Source organism: Magnetovibrio blakemorei (assembly GCF_001746755.1).
Taxonomy (GTDB): Bacteria; Pseudomonadota; Alphaproteobacteria; order Rhodospirillales; family Magnetovibrionaceae; genus Magnetovibrio; species Magnetovibrio blakemorei.
The window spans coordinates 86796-105305 of the sequence record NZ_MCGG01000020.1 but is presented as its reverse complement, the minus strand read 5'-3'; the positions used below and the strand labels follow the sequence as shown (position 1 = coordinate 105305).

Here is an 18510-nt window from a genome sequence, read left to right as displayed (position 1 = left end):
TCTGGGGGTCGTGAGTTCGAATCTCGCCGGGCGCACCATTCTCTCTACAGAAGTCTGTATAGCGTCCCCGTCTTGCTATACAGTTGAGGCTCAGTTGAATCGCAACCTTTTCGGCGGAGCTGATGTGCGCATTTTAACAAGCATCACGGCAATCAGAATTTTAATTGGCGGGTTCGGGTTCATAGCCCTTCTCCTGGTCGTTATGGCCGCCGTTTCCATTCGCCAGACAAACATCTTGGCGGATCAAACGGTACGCATGTACCAGCACCCGTTAACCGTGAATAATATTGTCCTTAAAGTGAATATTGGCATCAGTGCCATACAGCGGCGCATGAATGATATTGCGGTGACGCAAAGCCGTGCGGATTTGGAAAAATTCGCAGCCGAAATTGAGGATATTGAAAAAAATCTTTATCCCTATTTTGACCTCCTTTCTGAGCGGTTCCTTGGCGATCTGTCCACAATAACTGACGCCCGCAAAGCCTTTTCGGATTGGAAAGACAGCCGCACAACCGTCATCGAATTGGCACGCGCCCAAAAGCATTCCCAAATGGACTCATTGGTCAAGGCCAAGAGCGATGAGAGCGCCCAATCTCTATCCACACAGATGAACGATATCGGAGACTTTTCCCGAAACAATGCTGCTGACTTTCTCTTGGAAAGTGAAGCCATTCACGACCAAAGTGTTTTGGAAATCGTCTTGTATATGGCGGTCCTGTTGATTGCGGCCGGGGCAATTGCCTTTTACGTGGTGAAAACAGTGATGCTGACGGAGCGTAATCTCAAAAACATAATCGTCGATATGGACCGCCAGGAACGCCTGTTCAAAAGCATGTTTCACGCCACTTCGGACGGTATCGTTTTGACCGATACGGATCGCAAAATCATCATGGCGAATAAAGGTATGAGAACGACTTTTGGCTATGAAGAACACGAACTTCTCGGCCATAAAACATCAATACTTTACGAAAGCATCGAAGAATTTGAGCGACAAGGTCGAATTCGCTTCAATATGTCAGCCGAGGAAAAGGCAAAACCCTACGTTGTCCGTTACCGTCACAAAGATGGCCACGTCTTTCCCGGTGAAACCATCGGCACGATCATCAAAGACGAGAACGGTGAAGTCCTCTCTTTTTTGGGGGTAATGCGCGATATTTCCGAGCGGGTAACAATGGAAGAGACGCTACGCCATGCCCAAAAAATGGAATCCCTCGGCAACCTCGCTGGAGGCATTGCCCACGACGTAAACAACATGCTGTTGCCGATTATTTCCTTATCTGAGATGACACTCAAAGATGTTCCCGAAGAAAGCCAAGCCCACAAGCGCCTTGAAAAGGTTATCCAGGCCGGAATAGCGGCAAAACAGTTGATTGCGAGCATTCTGACGTTCAGTCACCGTTCTGATTTAAAGGTCAAAAAGGAAAAGGTTAATATTGTGAGCGTGATTGAAGACGCCCTAAAATGCCTTCGCCCCTTGGTGCCATCCAACATTTCCATGACAGACAATTTAGACCCCAATACCGGTCACGTTTTCTGTGATAAATTTCAAATTGGCAATATTCTCAATTACTTGACTACAAATTCCATCGACTCCATAGAAGATCGGGTTGGATCAATTCACGTTTCTGTATCCCAAACCACATTGACGCCCCCATTGGCCGATAAAATTGGCAAATTAGCCCCTGGAAAGTACGCCCATATATCTTTTTCGGATACGGGGTGCGGAATTGATGCTGACAATATGGTCAAAATTTTTGATCCATTTTTCACCACCAAAGACGTGGGCAAAGGTACCGGGCTTGGTTTGTCCATGGCCTATGGCATTATTGAAAGGCACGGCGGTGTCATAAACGTTTCAAGTCAAGTTGATGCAGGAACGACATTTGAAATTTATCTGCCCCTCATGGATCAATCGGGCTCATAGCCTTTTTTGAATATGGTTTTTCTCATAATCACGCCATTGAATGCTGGTGTGCGCCCTTGATGTGGGTAAAATTTTCGAGATCGGATCATCAAAAGCTGGCTTAAAAGACGTTGCTGAGGCACACTACCGGGCAAAACGTTTTGTAACGTTTAAACCGCGAAATCCTCCCCCTTAACACAACGGTCTTCGATGCGTATCCGCGAAATTCCATACAACTACACCTCTTATTCCGATCGCGAGATCATTGTGCGTCTCTTAGGTCTTGAGATGTGGGATGTTTTGAACCAGTTGCGCTCCAAGCGGCGCACCGGGCGATCCGCACGGATGCTGTTTGAAGTGTTGGGCGACATTTGGATCGTGCGCCGCAATCCGTTCATTCAAGACGACTTGACCACCAACCCGAAACGCTTCTTGGACTTGCAAGACGCCATGATCAGACGCTTGAACCTGATTGATGAGCGCGCGGCCGGCAATCAACTGGTTTTGCAATTGGCCAAACGGACCCGCGAAGTCGCCGTGGAATTCATCGCTTGGCTGGGCCAGCAAAAAGCCCTGCGCAGCAAGGCCGAAAAACACTATTCCCGCTACACCCGGCGCGATCATATTGATTTCAGTGGCGAAGCCCGGGTTGCCCATGTTACCGACGCCACCGATTGGCGCGTGGAATATCCTTTGGTGGTGCTAACGCCGGGCGAAGAGTTGGAAATCGCACCGCTGATCAAGGCGAGCATCGAACTGGGCCTCACCGTCATTCCGCGCGGCGGCGGTACCGGCTACACCGGGTCCGCGGTGCCGCTCTATGCCGACACCGCCATCATCAACACCGAAAAACTTGATTTCATCGACCCCATTGAATGGCAAATCATTCCCGGTCATTTAGCCCCCGTCGCCACCATCCGCGTGGGTGCGGGCACCGTGACCAAGCGGGTGTCCGAGGCCGCTGAGCGCGCCAATTGTATTTTTGCCGTTGATCCCACGTCGCAAAATTCATCCACCATCGGCGGCAACATCGCCATGAATGCGGGCGGCAAAAAGGCCGTCATGTGGGGCACCACGTTCGACAACCTGTTGTCTTGGCGCATGGTCTCGCCCGACGCCGACTGGATAGAGGTCACACGCCTCAACCACAACCTGGGCAAAATTCACGACCAAGCGGAAAGCCAATTCGAAGTGCGGCGGTTTGCCCCTGATGGCGTCACCCCCATCGGCGAGGTGGAAATCATCACCCTAACGGCCGAAGAAATCCGCAAGCCCGGTCTGGGCAAAGACGTCACCAACAAAGTGCTGGGCGGATTGCCGGGTATTCAGAAAGAAGGCTGTGACGGTTTGGTCACCAGTGCGGTTTTTGTTTTGCATGCCAAGCCCAAACACATCCGCACCGTGTGTCTGGAATTTTACGGTCAAGAATTGGGGGCCGCCGTTCCGGCCATCATCGAAACCTTGGCCTATCTGGAAAGCCAGCCCGGTGTCGCCTGCGCGGCCCTGGAACACCTTGACCAGCGCTACGTGCGTGCCGTCGGCTACAGCCCCAAATCCATGCGCGACCAATTGCCCAAAATGGTGTTGGTGGCCGATGTGGTGGGCGAAGACGATGCCCGCGTGGCGGAAGCCTCCGCGCACATTGTGGGCTTGACCAAAGCCCGTGGCGGGGAAGGCTTTATCGCCACCAAGCCCGCCGCACGGGCTCAGTTCTGGGCCGACCGTTCCCGCACCGCCGCCATCGCGGCACATACCAACGCCTTTAAAATTAACGAAGACGTGGTGATCCCGCTGCCACGCTTGGCGGATTATAGCGAAGGCGTAGAGCGCCTTAACATCGAACAGTCCATGACCAACAAAATCCGTCTGGTCGATGCTGTGCGCGACTACATCAAAGCCGGTGCCTATACGCATTTGCTGCCCGCTGATTTTACCGCCGGAGGCGTCAACGCCGACATCGTCGACAACAAGCAAGCCGCCGCCCTTGCGCTGTTGGATCAAGTGTCCGAGCGCTGGAGTGCGATCGTCAACAATTTTGACAAAGAGGCCTACAACTGTCCGACGCTGAACAAGTACGCGCCCCCACCTGGCGAATTTCCGACGGCCTGGGAAGGGCAAACGGTCATTCGACTTTTGCTGCGGGGCGACATTCGCATTTCCTATCGCCAAGAAGTTGAACGGCCGCTGAAAAATATTTTGGCTGGTGATTTGTGGGTGGGTGTCCGCGAGGCCTTAGATGGTCTGCATGCCGATGTACGCTCCAGCCGCTTGTTCATTGCCTTGCATATGCACGCGGGTGACGGCAACGTGCACACCAACATTCCGGTGAACTCAGACGATTACGAAATGCTTCAAGAAGCGGAGCGTCTGGTCGATCACATCATGGCTTTGGCCCGCGAACTGGGCGGTTCCATTTCCGGTGAACACGGCATAGGCCTCACCAAGTTCGCCTACTTGGACGACGACAAGATCGAAGCCTTCCGTGTCTACAAAAACAAGGTCGATCCCAACGGTCATTTCAATCGCGGAAAACTTCTGCCCATTTCCGCACAGCACGAAGCCTACACACCGTCGCTGCGTCTGGTTCAGCAAGAAGCGCTGATCTTGAAAGAAAGTGCGTTGGAAGTTCTCAACGACATGACCCGCCATTGCCTGCGTTGCGGCAAGTGCAAAGAGGTCTGCGCCACCCATGTTCCCGGTGCCAACTTGCTGTATTCACCGCGCAACAAGATTTTGTCCTTAAGCCTCATCATCGAAGCGTTCTTGTACGAAGAACAAACCCGGCGCGGCGTGTCGCAACATCACTACGATGTGCTGAACGACGTCGCCGATCATTGCACCGTGTGCAACAAATGCGTAACGCCCTGTCCGGTGAACATCGACTTTGGCGAAGTCACCGTAAAAATGCGCGAAATTTTGCTCAACATGGGCAAACGAAAAACTTCGGTCGGGGCCAAGTTGGCATTGGCTTTTCTGTCCACCTCCAGCCCTCGGGCCATTCGCTTGGCGCGCACCGGCTTCATTCGCGCCGGCTACGCCGGACAAGCCCTCGCCCATAACGTTGCGAAATTCAGCGGTGCGCTCAAGCACGACCCGGAACCGCCTGCGACCACGGGGGCCGCGGGCCCCATCACCGGGCTGACCCATATGCTGCGCACCCCGCTGCCCATTCAGCAGGTTCCGGCTAAGTCGGCGCGCGATTATCTGGACATGCGCGACGATGGCGCCAGTGTGCCCATCGTACGCTCGCCCAAGTTCCCCGACCCACGCCAGGAAACCGTCTTTTATTTTCCCGGCTGCGGCTGCGAACGCTTGTTCAGCGATGTGTCGTTGGCCACCGTCGCCATGCTCAACGAACAAGGCGTGCAGGTTGTTTTGCCGCCACAACAAATGTGTTGCGGCTTCCCCCAAGCCAGTGCCGGTGACGCGGCGCTCGGTCGGTCCATGACCACCAGCAACCGGGTGTCGTTTCACCGGGTTGCCAACATCCTCAATTATCTGGACATCAAAACGGTGATCGTGTCGTGCGGAACGTGTCGCAAGCAACTCACCAACTATGCCTTCGACCAAATTTTTCCAGGCTCCAGGCTTTTGGACATTCACGAATTTCTCTATGAAAAGAACGTTCAGGTAGAGCAATCGGAAGATGACGGCGGCTATATTTTCCACGAACCGTGCCACAGTCCTTTTTCGGTTTATTCCCCCACCGAAGTCGCCGCCAGCTTGCTGGGGCGTCCGACCAATCTGACCGAGCGGTGCTGCGGCGAGTCGGGAACCTTTGCCGTCAATCGCCCGGAAATTTCCACCCAGGTGAAGTTCTCCAAATCCTCATCCATCGCCTCGGCATGTCAAACCAGTCAAGAGCTGACCGGACATGCGCCGCAAAAGATGCTGACCTCGTGCCCATCTTGCCTGCAAGGACTGGCCCGTTTTCAAACGGAAGCAGGGGTTCCCGATGCCGAGTTCCTGGTTGTGGAACTGGCCAAAAAAATGCTCGGCGACGATTGGCGCAAAACGTTTTTGCAAGACGCCCGCAATGGCGGAATCGAATACGTTTTGCTGTGAGCCCGTGCCTATAAGTGGCGCTTCAGGTGCGCGTTTATTGCCTTTGTTTTCTTGGCCTTGGCTGAAAAAATCGGGCGCAATCAACCAAAAGCATTTTCTTGGCGACAAATTTCGCTCATACTCTGCATCATAAATTGTGTGCACACTGTGTAATGCAGGCGTGGGGGTTGTTTTTTTCTAAGGTTATTCGAATTTGAAACGTCTCTTTTTGGCAATTTCAATGCTCGCGCCTATTTTGGCCACCCTGTTGTTCACCCCGCAAAGCCGTGCGGAAACGTTGGTGTGGGGCACGACCTCCTTTCCCCCCGGTTACATCACCGAAGGACCGGACAAAGGCAAAGGCTACGCTGATCTTCTTGAACAGTTTATGCGCGAAAAACTACCGCAGTATGAGCATAAAATCGTTGAATCGCCGAACTGGGAACGTCAGTTGCGAATGATGAGGCAAGGCCCGCTGGTGTGCACCTCGATTTTGTTTTATCGCCCTCCCGAAGACCGCGCGGCGCTTAAAGGCTCCTATATCCTGTCCGCGCCGAACAGCGTTTTTTTTCTCCACGACGTGGTCGTGCACAAGGATAATCGACATCAGTTCGGTGAGGAAGTTTCATTTGCCAAGCTGCTGCAAAACCAAGATCTGACGTTTGGATACAACCGTCCTTATGGCGTCGTCTACGATCAGATTTTAGCCGATTATATTGGCATTCCAGACGATGTCGCGTTTGACGCCCTGGAGTCGGTGACGCGTAACACATACCTTACATCACGCAAAAATATCTTCGTGCGAAATGGGGCCAACATGATCGACGGCATGCTGGAAATGTTGCGACGCAAACGCGTCGACTACATCTTAGAATACGAGGTCATGTCGCGTTATTACCAACAACAAGAGGGTCGTGCGAATGATTTGGTAGCCATCCCTGTTACCGAAGTCAAAGGCAAGGTCAATCTCACCGCTTTTGCGTGTTCAGATACACCCGAAGGGGAAAAAGCCATTGCAGACATCAATTCCGTATTAAAAAAATACAGAGAAACCGATGCATTTAAAAAGACACTGTCTTTGCTCATTCCTTCCGGTCGGGATGATCTGTATTGGCGAGAATACGAAAAAATATTGAACATATACGAATAAGAGCACATCTCGGTTTCTCACTCGTCCGTCCCTGATCAGATGATCTTTTGAACCCCTTTTTGAAACAACAGCTACGTTAGCAACTTTTTTGCCTCCCTTTTTATTCTACAGTACACAACCATAAGAATACCAGGAGCGAGAAGATCAATACAGACCCTCTAAACCGCAAGGATCAACGCCCCCAGGTTGATGATCTGACACAGTGTCCAGATGCGCAAAACCCATCCAGCAGCGCAAGCTTTGGCGCGTCCCTGATTCACCCCGGCGTTTTTAGAAAAAGCATCAGCATGCGCCTGCTGATCAACATTCTCCTCTTCAGCTCCTTTATCACCCTCCTATTGACGACCGCACAACTCTATCTCGATTATCACCGCGACGTCTCCGCCATTGAACAGCGTCTGAATGAAATCCGCGAAGGCTACGCAGACAGCATCACCGCGAGCCTCTGGAATATCGATAAAAATCTTTTGCAGAGCCAACTTGAAGGCATTGCCAGCCTTCCCGATATTGTCCAAGCCACGGTCACGGAAACCGTTCGTGATGATGGGAATACGCTGATCATTTCTGCGGGCCGAAAGGATTCCGAAGTTCACATCTGGCGGGATATTGACCTTTTCGACAGCAGCCGCGGACAAAAACAGCACATCGGAATCCTCCGGCTTGGGGCGACGTTAAGCGATGTTTATCGACGCCTCATCGACAAAACGATGATCATTTTGCTTAGCCAGGGCCTGAAAACCTTTATCGTTTCCTTTTTTATTTTGTATGTGGTCCACCAACTGATCACCCGCCACCTGATTAAGATTTCCAATTTCGTTTCGCACATGAGCCTTCGCGATAAACTTGCCCCCCTATCGCTTGATCGAACCGCGCCCAGGCACTTCGACGAATTTGACCACATGATCGATGCGTTCAATGGCATGCAGATCAATTTGGAAGCCGCATATGATCAACTGCGCCAAGCCAACAGCACCTTGGAAACGCGCGTTCAAGAACGCACCCATTCTCTCGAAGACCAGATTGTTGAACGACAAGCCATCGAAAATTCCCTGCGCGAAAGCGAAGAACGGTTTCGTGATGTCGCCGAAGCCGCGTCGGATTGGTTTTGGGAGCTTGATGCCGATCTTGTTTTTACCTTCATTTCCGTGCGGATTTTTGAACTGACCCAATTGCCCCATGACGCCCTGATCGGCAAAACGCTCCCTTACCTCATGGATAAAGGGTATCTCTCGATCAATGGCGACAACGCGGAGACTCTCCGGGTTTTGCTTAACGAGCACCATCCCCTTCACGCCATTGAAGGGCGCATTCAAAGCGCCAACGGGAAGGGTTTTGATATCCAAATCGATGGCAAGCCGCTCTTTAATGCCGATGGGGCATTTATCGGTTATCGGGGTGCTGGACGCGATATTACGATCCGCAAAGCGGCCGAAGAAGCCATCAAGCGATCACACAAAGACCTAGAACTTCTGGTCGAAAAACGCACCGCAGAAGTGCATAAGCTTTCGCAAGCGGTGGAACAAAGCCCCGTTTTGGTCACCATTACCGATACCATTGGGACCATTGAATACGTCAACTCAGCCTGCATGAAAATTTTCGGCTACAGCTGCGATGCGTTGATTGGGCAAAATATGTCCATCTTGCGAAGCGGCCTAACGCGCAACTCGACGTACCATGATCTTTGGCAATCGATTTCATCGGGAAACGAATGGTCGGGGGAAATTCTAAACAGCAAAAAAGATGGCTCCACCGTGTGGATGCAAGTGCACATTGCCCCGGTCAAAGATGAAGACGGCATCATCAGTCATTACATTGGCATTGAAGAAGATATTTCTTTGCGCAAGGAACACGAAGAACGCATCCTTCACCAAGCCCAATATGATGACCTGACCAATCTGCCCAATCGCATGCTGGCGATGGATCGCCTCAACCAAGCCATTATCATGTCTAGCCGCAACAATACCCAGGTCGCGCTGATGTTCATCGATTTGGATGACTTCAAAAAGGTCAATGACTCATTGGGTCATGAAGTCGGCGATGCGCTGCTGGTGGAAGCCACGAGCCGATTGCTGAACGCCGTGCGCGAAGGGGACACCGTCGCGCGCCAAGGTGGGGATGAGTTTCTGATCATCCTTGCCGGGCTGCACAATCCCAACGATGCAGAGCCCGTCATTCAGAAAATACTTTCTGCCTTCACCGCGCCCTTTGTGATCAGTGGTTCTGACTTTGTGATATCCCCCAGTATCGGACTTTCCATTTATCCAAACGACGGAAACGACGCTGTGACGTTGCTGCGCAATGCCGATGCGGCCATGTACAAAACCAAAGAACAAGGCGGCAACGGGTACAGCTATTTCACCAATTCAATGAACGAGGAGGGTTTGAAACGTTTGGATATTGAGCGGCACCTGCTTGGTGCCCTTGGGAACAATGAACTCAGTTTAGCTTACCAACCGATCATCGATGTCAAAACCAGAACGATCGTTGGTACAGAAGCTTTGATCAGGTGGAACAGTCCAACGCTTGGTTTTGTCAGCCCCGAAGAATTCATCCCCATAGCGGAGCGCACGGGTCTGATTATTCCCATCGGCCACTGGGTGATGGAAACCGCCTGTGCTCAGGTGTCTGATTGGAACAAGCGCTTTAACTTCAACCTGGGCCTGGCCGTAAACGTATCGCCCCGCCAGTTTCGCAATCAACATATTTTGCAAACACTCGACGTCGGCCTGGCTACGGGATTGGCGCCTTCCCTGCTTGAAATTGAAGTCACGGAAGGTCTGCTGATCACCAATAAGGCCCCCGCGGTCACCTTGCTGAATGCCCTGAAAGAAAGAGGTGTCAACCTCTCCATGGATGATTTCGGCACTGGCTATTCATCGCTGAGCTACCTCAAAACCTTGCCCTTCGATACCTTAAAAGTGGACCGCAGTTTTATTCGCGACATTGTCGATGATCCAGATGATTTGGCCCTTGTGTCTGCTGCGATCAGTATGGCGAATGCGCTTGGGTTAAAAGTGATTGCGGAAGGCGTCGAAACTCAAGAGCAATTCAAAATTCTCAATGCGCTCAACTGTCACCAGGTCCAAGGGTACTTCTTCAGCAAACCTATCGCAGCCCCCTTGTTTGAGGCCCTGCTGATGGAAAATAAAACATTTGGGCACGTGCAAGCGTAATACCCAAGCGACACCAACAGCCGGCAACTATTTTTGTGGGCTCCAAACGGCGCTCATCAAGATAGCATCGCGTTTGTTTTCATTGCCCACCCACGAGGCTTGGCGCGCCTTGAGAAGGCTCTGCCCTGGCCAATGGTCTTTATGACTGTCGACAAACTCCAGCGCCGGGGCGTTTGGCGTGTCCACGACGGGCCAGGCCATCAGCCCCAAAGCTCCGGCAACGGCTAACGGCAAAACAATGCGCATCTTCTCACCCCTCTATTTGCGCCAGTATGGCGTGGCTCACTCTTCCAGGATGGTATTTAACGCACCTTTTGCGTCCCTTTCCGGGCGGCATTAAGGCCTTTTTCAGGCACAAAAAACCGGGCCCAATCGGACCCGGTTTTTTTGTTTTGGCCAAAGTGCCAAGCGGTGCGCTTAGATCACTTTGCGCATCTCAATAATGAAGGCGTCCATTTCGTTGCCAAGCACAACTGCTTGTTTGGACAATTCGCCCGCGGCACCCAACACGTCGTGCGCGCTGTGGCCTGTTTCGTTGGCAGCTTGAGTGACCTGGACGATATTGGTCGTCACCTCGGTCGTACCGCCAGCAGCCTGTTCAACGTTGCGGGCAATTTCTTGCGTCGCAGCGCCTTGTTCTTCCACCGCCGCCGCAATGGCAGAAGCGATTTCGTTCATTTTGCTGATGGTGCCGCCAATAGAACCAATGGCCGCCACGGCCTCTTTGGTCGCCCCTTGAATGCCACCAATTTGCGCCGAAATTTCTTCGGTCGCTTTGGCCGTTGCATTGGCCAGGTTTTTGACTTCAGAAGCCACAACCGCAAAACCTTTGCCCGCTTCACCGGCACGCGCCGCTTCAATGGTGGCGTTCAAGGCCAGCAAGTTGGTTTGATCGGCAATGTCCGTAATCAACGCAACCACTTCGCCAATTTTGTTGGCCGCATCGGCCAGTCCTTGAACCTTGGCGTTGGCGCTATCGACTTCGATAACCGCAGCACCGGCGATTTGCGTGGACTGGGAAACCTGACGGGAAATTTCGGAAATCGAGCTGGAAAGCTCTTCCGCCGCACTGGCCACCGTTTGCACGTTGGTCGAAGCTTCTTCCGCAGCCGCGGCCACCGTGGTGGCCTGTTGGCTTGTGGCCTGAGCCGTGCTTTCCATGCCCTGGGCCGTGGATTGCAATTCCGTCGCAGCGGCGGCGACGGTGTCGACGACCTGCTTCATGTTGCTTTCAAAGTTGTCAGCAACCTTGGAAAAATTATCCACCTTGGTCTTCATGGAATGGGTGGCTTTGTTGACCGTATCGGCAGCGGTTCTAAAGCTGCCCACCATGCCTTTGGTCAATATGGTGCGAAAATATTTGTTCGCCGCCACATAATCCAAGCACGCCATCGATTCACGCACGTACGCATCGGCGCGGTTGATCATGCCGTTGACCGAATTCTGCATTACGCCGATATCGCCGCCTTCAACGATGCCGATGATACGGACCTCAAAGTCACCCCGGTCTGCCGCTTGGCAGACGGCGACGGTGCGTTTGATTTCACTGGTGACCTTGGTCACAAAATACAGACCGCTAAAAGCCGCAATAAAACTGATCGCCGCCAGAATTTCGTTCAGATACACAGGCAAGCCAATGAGTTCGCCAACCCCCGTTGCAACACCGGCAAGACCGGCAACAATCAGCGCGATCTTAACGTTGGAGAGAGAAGATGAACTCATCGTACGCGACCCCTTTTTCTTCAAGAATTTTCAGCAGTTTTTTGAAAGCCGCATTCATGCCGTCTTTGGCATTGGAATGGCTCTTTTCGATATCGAGCAACTGTTTGTAAAGCGGCTCAATCACGGTTTTGATCACCTGCTTATCAACCGTACGACGGTTGGAGTGATAGCCAACAATCTCGCCGCTGGGGCCGAAGCTTGGCGTGACGTGGGCCAAAACCCAATAGTGATCGCCATTCTTTGAACGGTTGACCACATACGCAAACAATTCTTTGCCCGCTGAAATGGTGTCCCACAGCAGCTTAAAAACACAACGCGGCATTTCAGGATGACGAATAACGGAGTGTGGTTGACCAAGTGTTTCCGCTTCCGTCATGCCCGCCAGACGCAAAAAAACGTCATTTGCGTAGATTAGGCGGCCAGAAGGATCGGTTTTGCTGACGATGATTTCATTGTCATCGAATGTGCGCTCGACCCCAGTTAGAGTTACATCTCTTGCCATAGAACGGTTCCAAATACCCAAAAATTACATAATAACCAATCCAGCCAAATTTCATCAGCATCCCCATCCTGACAAAATTACGCTGAGCGTATCTTTCAACTGCGCAGATATGCATCTCTAGTGCTCTTCGAGCACGCCCACCCACTTATAAATATAGAGTATAGAATGCCAGAGTTAAGACAAAATAAACAATATGCTATGTATCGTACTAAAAATCACACCATGCGGGTATTGCGCGCCCGCAAGCTCGCATTGGTCATCATTTCAATTAAAAATACATACTATTTATCATGTAGGCGATCTACTTTGCGGTTCAACCGCGCAATTCGCCACCCGTCGCCTTTTCAACGTTTGACACCAGCTTTTGCGCAATCGCCTCGATTTCTTCATCGGTCATGGTTTTGTCGAACGGTTGCAGCGTCACTTGAATGGCGACGGATTTTTTACCCTCGGCCACCCCTTGGCCCTGATACACGTCAAACAGCTGAACGTCGCTGATCAGAGTCTTATCTGCTCCATAGGCGGCGCGCACAATGTGCGCGACCTCAACACCCGCGTCCACGACGAAGGCAAAATCACGCTCCACGCTGTGAAACGCAGACAGCTTAACCAACGGCCGGGCCTGGCTCTTTTTGTCTTTGAGCTTGGGCAAATTGTCGAGAAACACTTCGAACGCCACAAGCGGTCCTTTGACGCCCATTTTCTTGAGCGTGCCGGGATGCACTTCACCAAAACTGGCCAACACCGTTTTCGGCCCCAGGCGCAAGGTGCCGGAGCGTCCGGGGTGATACCAGTTCGGCCCGCCCTCTTCAGCCGCAAAGACCTGGAGATTGTCCGTCGGTGCACCAGCCGCCTGTAGCGCGGCAATGGCGTCGGCTTTGGCATCAAACGCATCGACTTGACGCGCCGGGCTCGCCCAGTTGCGCCCAACCGCTTGACCCGCACGCACCCCGGCGGCGACCAAGCTTTGATCCGTCGCCGCGTCCCCTGCAAACTGCGGCCCCACTTCAAAGAGCGCGCCATCATCAAGACCGTGCGCCGCGTTGCGCCCAATGGCCGCGATCAAGTTGGGCAGCAAGTTCGGGCGCATCACGTCCAATTCCGCTGAAATCGGATTGGTCAAGCGCAAGCCGTCGGGCACACCGCCAACGGGAGCAAACAGGTCCGCATGGGCGCTGGGCAAAAACGAATAGGTGACGGCTTCGATCAAACCCCGGCTGGCAAGCGTACGACGCACCGTGCGACGGCGACGCATCGCCGGGTTGATGGCCGGGTGCGGCAACGCGTCCAAGCGTTCCATGGAAACGTGGGGAATGTTGTGATAGCCGTTCACGCGTACGATTTCTTCCACCACGCACGCTTCGCCGACCATATCGCCACGCCAGGCGGGAGCCTCAACATTCCAGCTGTCCGTACTCTTGGCGACGGTAAAGCCCAAGACGGTGAGGATGCGTTCCATTTCCGTTTCGTCAACTTGAACGCCGGTCAATCCGGCGACGCGGCTGGGGCGAAACGCGATGGTCTTGCGCCAATTTGGCCCGTCGCCTGCAACAATGATTTTGGACGGCTCACCGCCGCACAGTTCCATCACCAAGCGGGTGGCATTTTCGCAACCATCCACGGCAAAGTCGTTATCAACGCCGCGTTCAAAGCGATAGCGCGCATCGCTCATAAGATTCAGTTTGCGTCCCGTAGCTGCGGTGCGCACGGGATCAAAAAGGGCGCTTTCGATGAACACGTTGACGGTGCTTTCTGTGCACCCTGATTCTTCGCCGCCCATGACGCCGGCAATGCCTTCGGCCTTTTGGTCGTCGGCAATCACGCACATCTGATCGTCCAAGGTATAGTCTTTGCCGTCCAACGCCAGCAGCGTTTCGCCGTTGCGTGCCAGACGCGCCGAAATGTTGCCCGAAACCTTGTCGGCATCAAACACGTGCAAGGGACGACCCAAATCGATGGTCGAATAGTTGGTGATGTCCACCAAGGCGGAGATCGGGCGGAGGCCTATGGCGAGCAAGCGGTCCTGCATCCATTTGGGGCTGGGGCCGTTTTTCACCCCGCGCACATAGCGCCCGACAAATTGCGAGCACGCCGAAATTGCGTCTTCGGGAAAATCCAGTTTAACGTCGATGGGACTGTCGAATACACCGGCAATCGCCTGGATGCCATGCGCTTTGAGTGTCCCCAACCCCGATGCCGCCAAGTCCCGGGCAATGCCGCGCACGCCCAAGCAGTCGCCGCGGTTGGGCGTAATGGCGATTTCAATCACCGGATCGCTGAGCCCCATGACGTCCACCGCCGCCGCGCCAACGGGCGCACTTTCATCGAGTTCAACAATGCCCGTGTGCGCATCGCTCAAACCCATTTCACGCTCGGAAAGCATCATACCGTTGGAATCGACGCCGCGAATGGTGGCGGCTTTGAGCGTCACGTCCAGACCCGGCACGTACATGCCCGATGCCCCAAACACACCCTTCAAGCCTTTGCGCGCGTTGGGCGCGCCGCACACGACTTGCAAAATCTCAGAGCCGTTGTTGACCTTCAGAATTTGCAGCTTATCGGCGTCGGGGTGTTTTTCGGCCTCCAAAACTTCACCGACAACAAAGTCTTCCAGACCTTTTGAGCGTTCTTCAATGCCTTCGACTTCCAGGCCCAACATGGTCAGGCGTTCGGACACCTGTTGCAAGGTTGCGTCGGTGTCTAGGTGGTCTTTGAGCCAGCTGAGTGTGAACTTCATTGGTTGAGCCCTCCCACCATGGATGGCACATCCAAGGCTTGAAATCCGTAATGGCGCAGCCAGCGCAGGTCCGATTCATAAAAAGTCCGCAGGTCGGGTATACCGTATTTCAACATCGCCAAGCGCTCAATTCCCATGCCAAAGGCAAAGCCCTGGTATTTGGTGGAATCGATGCCGCAGTTTTCCAAGACCTTGGGATTGACCATACCGCAGCCCAAAATTTCCAACCAATCCGCGCCGCCGATTTTGAATTCGCCGCCTTCGCGCGAACAGCCGATGTCGACTTCCGCCGACGGTTCGGTGAACGGAAAATAACTGGGGCGAAACCGCACCGGCAAATCGTCGACGCCAAAATAAGCGCGACAGAAATCGATCAAGCAGCCTTTCAAGTGACCCATGTGGGTGGCTTCATCCACCACCAAGCCTTCGATTTGATGGAACATGGGGCTGTGGGTGGCGTCGTAATCGCAGCGATACGTGCGTCCCGGCGCAATGATGCGCACCGGCGGCGTGCTGTTCAACAAGGTACGAATTTGCACCGGCGAGGTATGCGTGCGCAAAACCTTGCGGCCCTTATCACCGACACCGGGCAGATAAAACGTATCGTGTTCTTGGCGGGCGGGATGGTCTTCGGGAATGTTCAAGGCGGTGAAGTTGTACCAGTCGTCTTCGATCTCGGGACCTTCGGCGACCTGAAAGCCCANCTCCCCCAAAATCGCCACGGCTTCTTCGATGGTCTGGCTGATGGGGTGCACATAACCACTCGATTCAGGACGCGTGGGCAAGGTCACATCGATTTTTTGCGCCAGCAGTTGGGCGTTCAACGCGTCATCGGCCATGCGCGTTTTTTTGGCGTCCAGGGCGGCGGCGATTTCGTCCTTCAAAGCGTTGAGCGCTTGACCTGCGATTTTGCGTTGTTCGGGATCCAGCGCGCCCAGATTTTTCATCTGCGCCGTGATCTCGCCTTTTTTACCCAGGGCGGAAACGCGCACATCTTCCAATGCGGCTAAGCTGTCAGCGGCATCGACTTGAGCCAGCAAAGCGGCCTTGAGTGTATCCGTGGATGATTGCAAATTCGGCACGTGTATTCCCCCAACTGGGCTTAAATAGGCAAACAAAAGGGGCCAGCGTCAGGCGCCGGCCCCTCTCGAAACAACTCTCAGATCACGCTGTGACCCGGTGTTTTACTTGGCGAGAGCGGCCTGGGCCTGTTCCACCAAGCTTTTAAAGGTTGCCGGTTCGCGCACGGCGAGGTCGGCAAGCACTTTACGATCCAGTTCAATGCCGGCCACATTGAGGCCGTTCATGAACGTGGAATAGGTCATGCCGCTGAGGCGTGCGCCAGCATTGATGCGCTGAATCCACAATTTGCGGAAATCGCGCTTTTTGTTGCGGCGATCACGGTAAGCGTATTGCAGACCTTTTTCGACGCGTTCAATGGCAACGCTGTAAACGTTTTTACTACGACCGCGGTAACCTTTTGCGGCTTTGATGACTTTTCTGTGGCGGGCGTGTGTTGTTACACCACGTTTCACACGGGACATATCTTTTCTCCGTCTCTTATATCGGCTGCGATGCTATTTCAGCACGCCGTTATTTGGCATAGGGCATGTAGCTCAGAACAATCTTTGCATCTTGGGCACACAGAATCATTGTGCCACGAGCTTGGCGTTTCATTTTCTGAGAACGCCGACGCAACATGTGCTGGGTACAAGCGGCACCGGAGCGAACTTTGCCGGTACCCGTGAGACGGAAGCGCTTTTTGGCGCTGGATTTCGTCTTCAGCTTGGGCATTTTGCTTATCCTTAGTCTGGGGATGCACGGCCGAAGGAGGTGCATCCGATTTTGCAGTTCTAGGCGATCCAGGCATGCCCTGCCATGTCGCCCGTATAATCCCTTCCCGCAGGCTCATTGAGCAGACGGGGCAGGAACGCCGGGTTATAGCCAATGCCCGGGACCAATGCAAGCGGTGAATCGCTTGGAAACTTGGGCTCTTGCAACCAATTTACGGCAAAAGACGCCCCCCGCGCCAAAATCGAGTGCGCGGGGGGCGTTTTTCAGCCGTTTTAAGCCGCCAAAAGGTCCGGCATTTCGCGACTGAGGCTCTGGCGGGCTTTGGTTTCAGAGCCGGTTAAGGCAAAACCCAATTGTTCACCCGCCTGACCGATGAAGACCGCGCGGCGGTTTTGCCCCTGGCCTTCTAAAACCCATCTACCCTCAACGCCCGGCGAAGGTGGGCACACCACGGTGGGCAGAGCCGGCGTCTTCACCGTCACAGCCAAGGCGGGCAGGCTGAGCGGCGTGGGCGTGCCCATCAATGTCTTTGCCAGGGCGCGAGCGGCGCCCATCAGCGGCAAGATGAAGGGCAACACACCCGCATCGGTTTCGGCGCAGTCGCCCAAAGCAAAGACGTTTGGATCAGAGGTACGCAACAGCGCATCCACACGAATGCCGCGTCCGACCTCCAACCCGGCACTTTGGGCCAGTTGGGTGTTGGCCACCAAACCGATGGCGGTCAACGCCGTGTCAAAGGCAATGCTGGTACCGTCATCCAATGTTGCCGTGTTGCCGTGAGAACCTTGGGCGACCCGGGCAATGGTGCGGCCCATATAAAAGGTGATGCCTTGGTCCGTTAGCGCGTCTTGCATCACTTGACCCAATTCATCGGGCAACAGCCGCGACAAAGGTTTGGGGGCGGGGTCCACCAAGGTGACGCTATAGCCCGCAACGGCCAGATCATTGGCAAATTCCACACCGATCAATCCCGCGCCGACAATCAGCACTCGCGCCCCGTCTTTCAGATTGGCCCGCCAACGTCCATAGTCAGCCAAGCTGTTGACGGCGGGCAGAGCCACTTCATCACTGCCGTCGACCGTGTAGGGGCGCGGATTGGCCCCCACCGCCAGCACCAAATGGGTGTAGGTGATGAGGCCTTGGCCTTCCGCTCCTTCTACGCTGACCGCCTTGGCGACGCGGTCAATGGTGTGCACGCGGTTGAAGGGACGGACTTCGATGTTCAGCTCTGCCGCCATCTGTTCTGCGCTTTTTTGCACCAGTGTGTCGGGTGTTTTGCCTTGCTTAAAAGCGTTTGAAATCATTGGCTTGGAATAGACCGCCCCGTCGTCGGCAGAAAGCACGGTGATGCGGGTTTCCGGGTCCAAGGTGCGCAGCTCGCGTGCCAAGGTGTACCCGGCCATGCCGGAACCAATGATAAGCGTGTCAGCGTGGGTTTGATCGGCGGTCATGGCTTTGTCCTTTTCGTTTTGAATGGCCAGGAGG

12 protein-coding genes are annotated in these 18510 nt (G+C 53.8%); 4 read left to right on the top strand and 8 right to left on the bottom strand.

Annotated features, from left to right (window positions below; genetic code table 11):
* The 4 genes from BEN30_RS07075 to BEN30_RS07060 all read left to right on the top strand — a co-directional run.
* On the top strand, nt 1-1924 hold a 1924-nt coding region (locus BEN30_RS07075), incomplete at its 5' end, for a PAS domain S-box protein (RefSeq protein WP_139134900.1).
* 189 nt (nt 1925-2113) lie between these two features.
* The gene (locus BEN30_RS07070) at nt 2114-5968 is read left to right on the top strand and encodes a DUF3683 domain-containing protein (protein WP_069957635.1); all 3855 of its coding nucleotides are present in this window, start codon (nt 2114-2116) and stop codon (nt 5966-5968) included.
* Nucleotides 5969-6188: 220 nt separating this feature from the next.
* Nucleotides 6189-7097 (top strand): hypothetical protein, encoded by a 909-nt coding sequence (locus BEN30_RS07065; protein WP_069957634.1) that lies wholly within the window; start codon nt 6189-6191, stop codon nt 7095-7097.
* 287 nt (nt 7098-7384) lie between these two features.
* Nucleotides 7385-10270: an EAL domain-containing protein gene (locus BEN30_RS07060; protein WP_069957633.1), complete on the top strand. Its 2886-nt coding sequence runs from the start codon at nt 7385-7387 to the stop codon at nt 10268-10270.
* Nucleotides 10271-10297: 27 nt separating this feature from the next.
* On the opposite strand, the gene BEN30_RS07055 is transcribed toward BEN30_RS07060, so the two are convergent.
* The 8 genes from BEN30_RS07055 to BEN30_RS07020 all read right to left on the bottom strand — a co-directional run bounded on the left by BEN30_RS07055 (nt 10298) and on the right by BEN30_RS07020 (nt 18476).
* The gene (locus tag BEN30_RS07055; protein ID WP_069957632.1) at nt 10298-10516 is read right to left on the bottom strand and encodes a hypothetical protein; all 219 of its coding nucleotides are present in this window, start codon (nt 10514-10516) and stop codon (nt 10298-10300) included.
* Nucleotides 10517-10687: 171 nt separating this feature from the next.
* Nucleotides 10688-11992 carry a methyl-accepting chemotaxis protein gene (locus BEN30_RS07050; protein ID WP_069957631.1) on the bottom strand — a complete coding sequence of 435 codons (1305 nt, stop codon included), beginning with the start codon at nt 11990-11992 and terminating at the stop codon, nt 10688-10690.
* Complete coding sequence (locus BEN30_RS07045; RefSeq protein ID WP_069957630.1) at nt 11964-12494, bottom strand: PAS domain-containing protein; 531 nt, start codon at nt 12492-12494, stop codon at nt 11964-11966. Before BEN30_RS07045 ends, BEN30_RS07050 begins: the two co-directional genes overlap by 29 nt.
* A gap of 313 nt (nt 12495-12807) precedes the next feature.
* Nucleotides 12808-15231: a phenylalanine--tRNA ligase subunit beta gene (gene pheT / locus BEN30_RS07040; protein WP_069957629.1), complete on the bottom strand. Its 2424-nt coding sequence runs from the start codon at nt 15229-15231 to the stop codon at nt 12808-12810.
* The gene (gene pheS, locus BEN30_RS07035) at nt 15228-16304 is read right to left on the bottom strand and encodes a phenylalanine--tRNA ligase subunit alpha (protein ID WP_069957646.1); all 1077 of its coding nucleotides are present in this window, start codon (nt 16302-16304) and stop codon (nt 15228-15230) included. Before pheS ends, pheT begins: the two co-directional genes overlap by 4 nt.
* Before the next feature lie 111 nt (nt 16305-16415).
* A complete protein-coding gene (gene rplT / locus BEN30_RS07030) occupies nt 16416-16775 on the bottom strand; it encodes a 50S ribosomal protein L20 (RefSeq protein ID WP_069957628.1) in 360 nt (119 codons plus the stop codon).
* A gap of 49 nt (nt 16776-16824) precedes the next feature.
* Nucleotides 16825-17025, bottom strand: a complete 201-nt coding sequence (gene rpmI / locus BEN30_RS07025) for a 50S ribosomal protein L35 (protein ID WP_069957627.1) — start codon at nt 17023-17025, stop codon at nt 16825-16827.
* A 272-nt stretch (nt 17026-17297) separates the two neighbouring features.
* Nucleotides 17298-18476 carry an NAD(P)/FAD-dependent oxidoreductase gene (locus BEN30_RS07020; protein ID WP_069957626.1) on the bottom strand — a complete coding sequence of 393 codons (1179 nt, stop codon included), beginning with the start codon at nt 18474-18476 and terminating at the stop codon, nt 17298-17300.
* Nucleotides 18477-18510: the final 34 nt, after the last annotated feature.

Coding starts and splice junctions, on each gene's coding strand:
- BEN30_RS07060 (WP_069957633.1), top strand. CDS start 7,385: ATGCGCCTGCTGATCAACATTCTCCTCTTCAGCTCCTTTATCACCCTC.
- BEN30_RS07045 (WP_069957630.1), bottom strand. CDS start 12,494: ATGGCAAGAGATGTAACTCTAACTGGGGTCGAGCGCACATTCGATGAC.
- rpmI (WP_069957627.1), bottom strand. CDS start 17,025: ATGCCCAAGCTGAAGACGAAATCCAGCGCCAAAAAGCGCTTCCGTCTC.
- pheT (WP_069957629.1), bottom strand. CDS start 15,231: ATGAAGTTCACACTCAGCTGGCTCAAAGACCACCTAGACACCGACGCA.
- BEN30_RS07020 (WP_069957626.1), bottom strand. CDS start 18,476: ATGACCGCCGATCAAACCCACGCTGACACGCTTATCATTGGTTCCGGC.
- BEN30_RS07065 (WP_069957634.1), top strand. CDS start 6,189: ATGCTCGCGCCTATTTTGGCCACCCTGTTGTTCACCCCGCAAAGCCGT.
- BEN30_RS07070 (WP_069957635.1), top strand. CDS start 2,114: ATGCGTATCCGCGAAATTCCATACAACTACACCTCTTATTCCGATCGC.
- BEN30_RS07050 (WP_069957631.1), bottom strand. CDS start 11,992: ATGAGTTCATCTTCTCTCTCCAACGTTAAGATCGCGCTGATTGTTGCC.
- BEN30_RS07055 (WP_069957632.1), bottom strand. CDS start 10,516: ATGCGCATTGTTTTGCCGTTAGCCGTTGCCGGAGCTTTGGGGCTGATG.
- rplT (WP_069957628.1), bottom strand. CDS start 16,775: ATGTCCCGTGTGAAACGTGGTGTAACAACACACGCCCGCCACAGAAAA.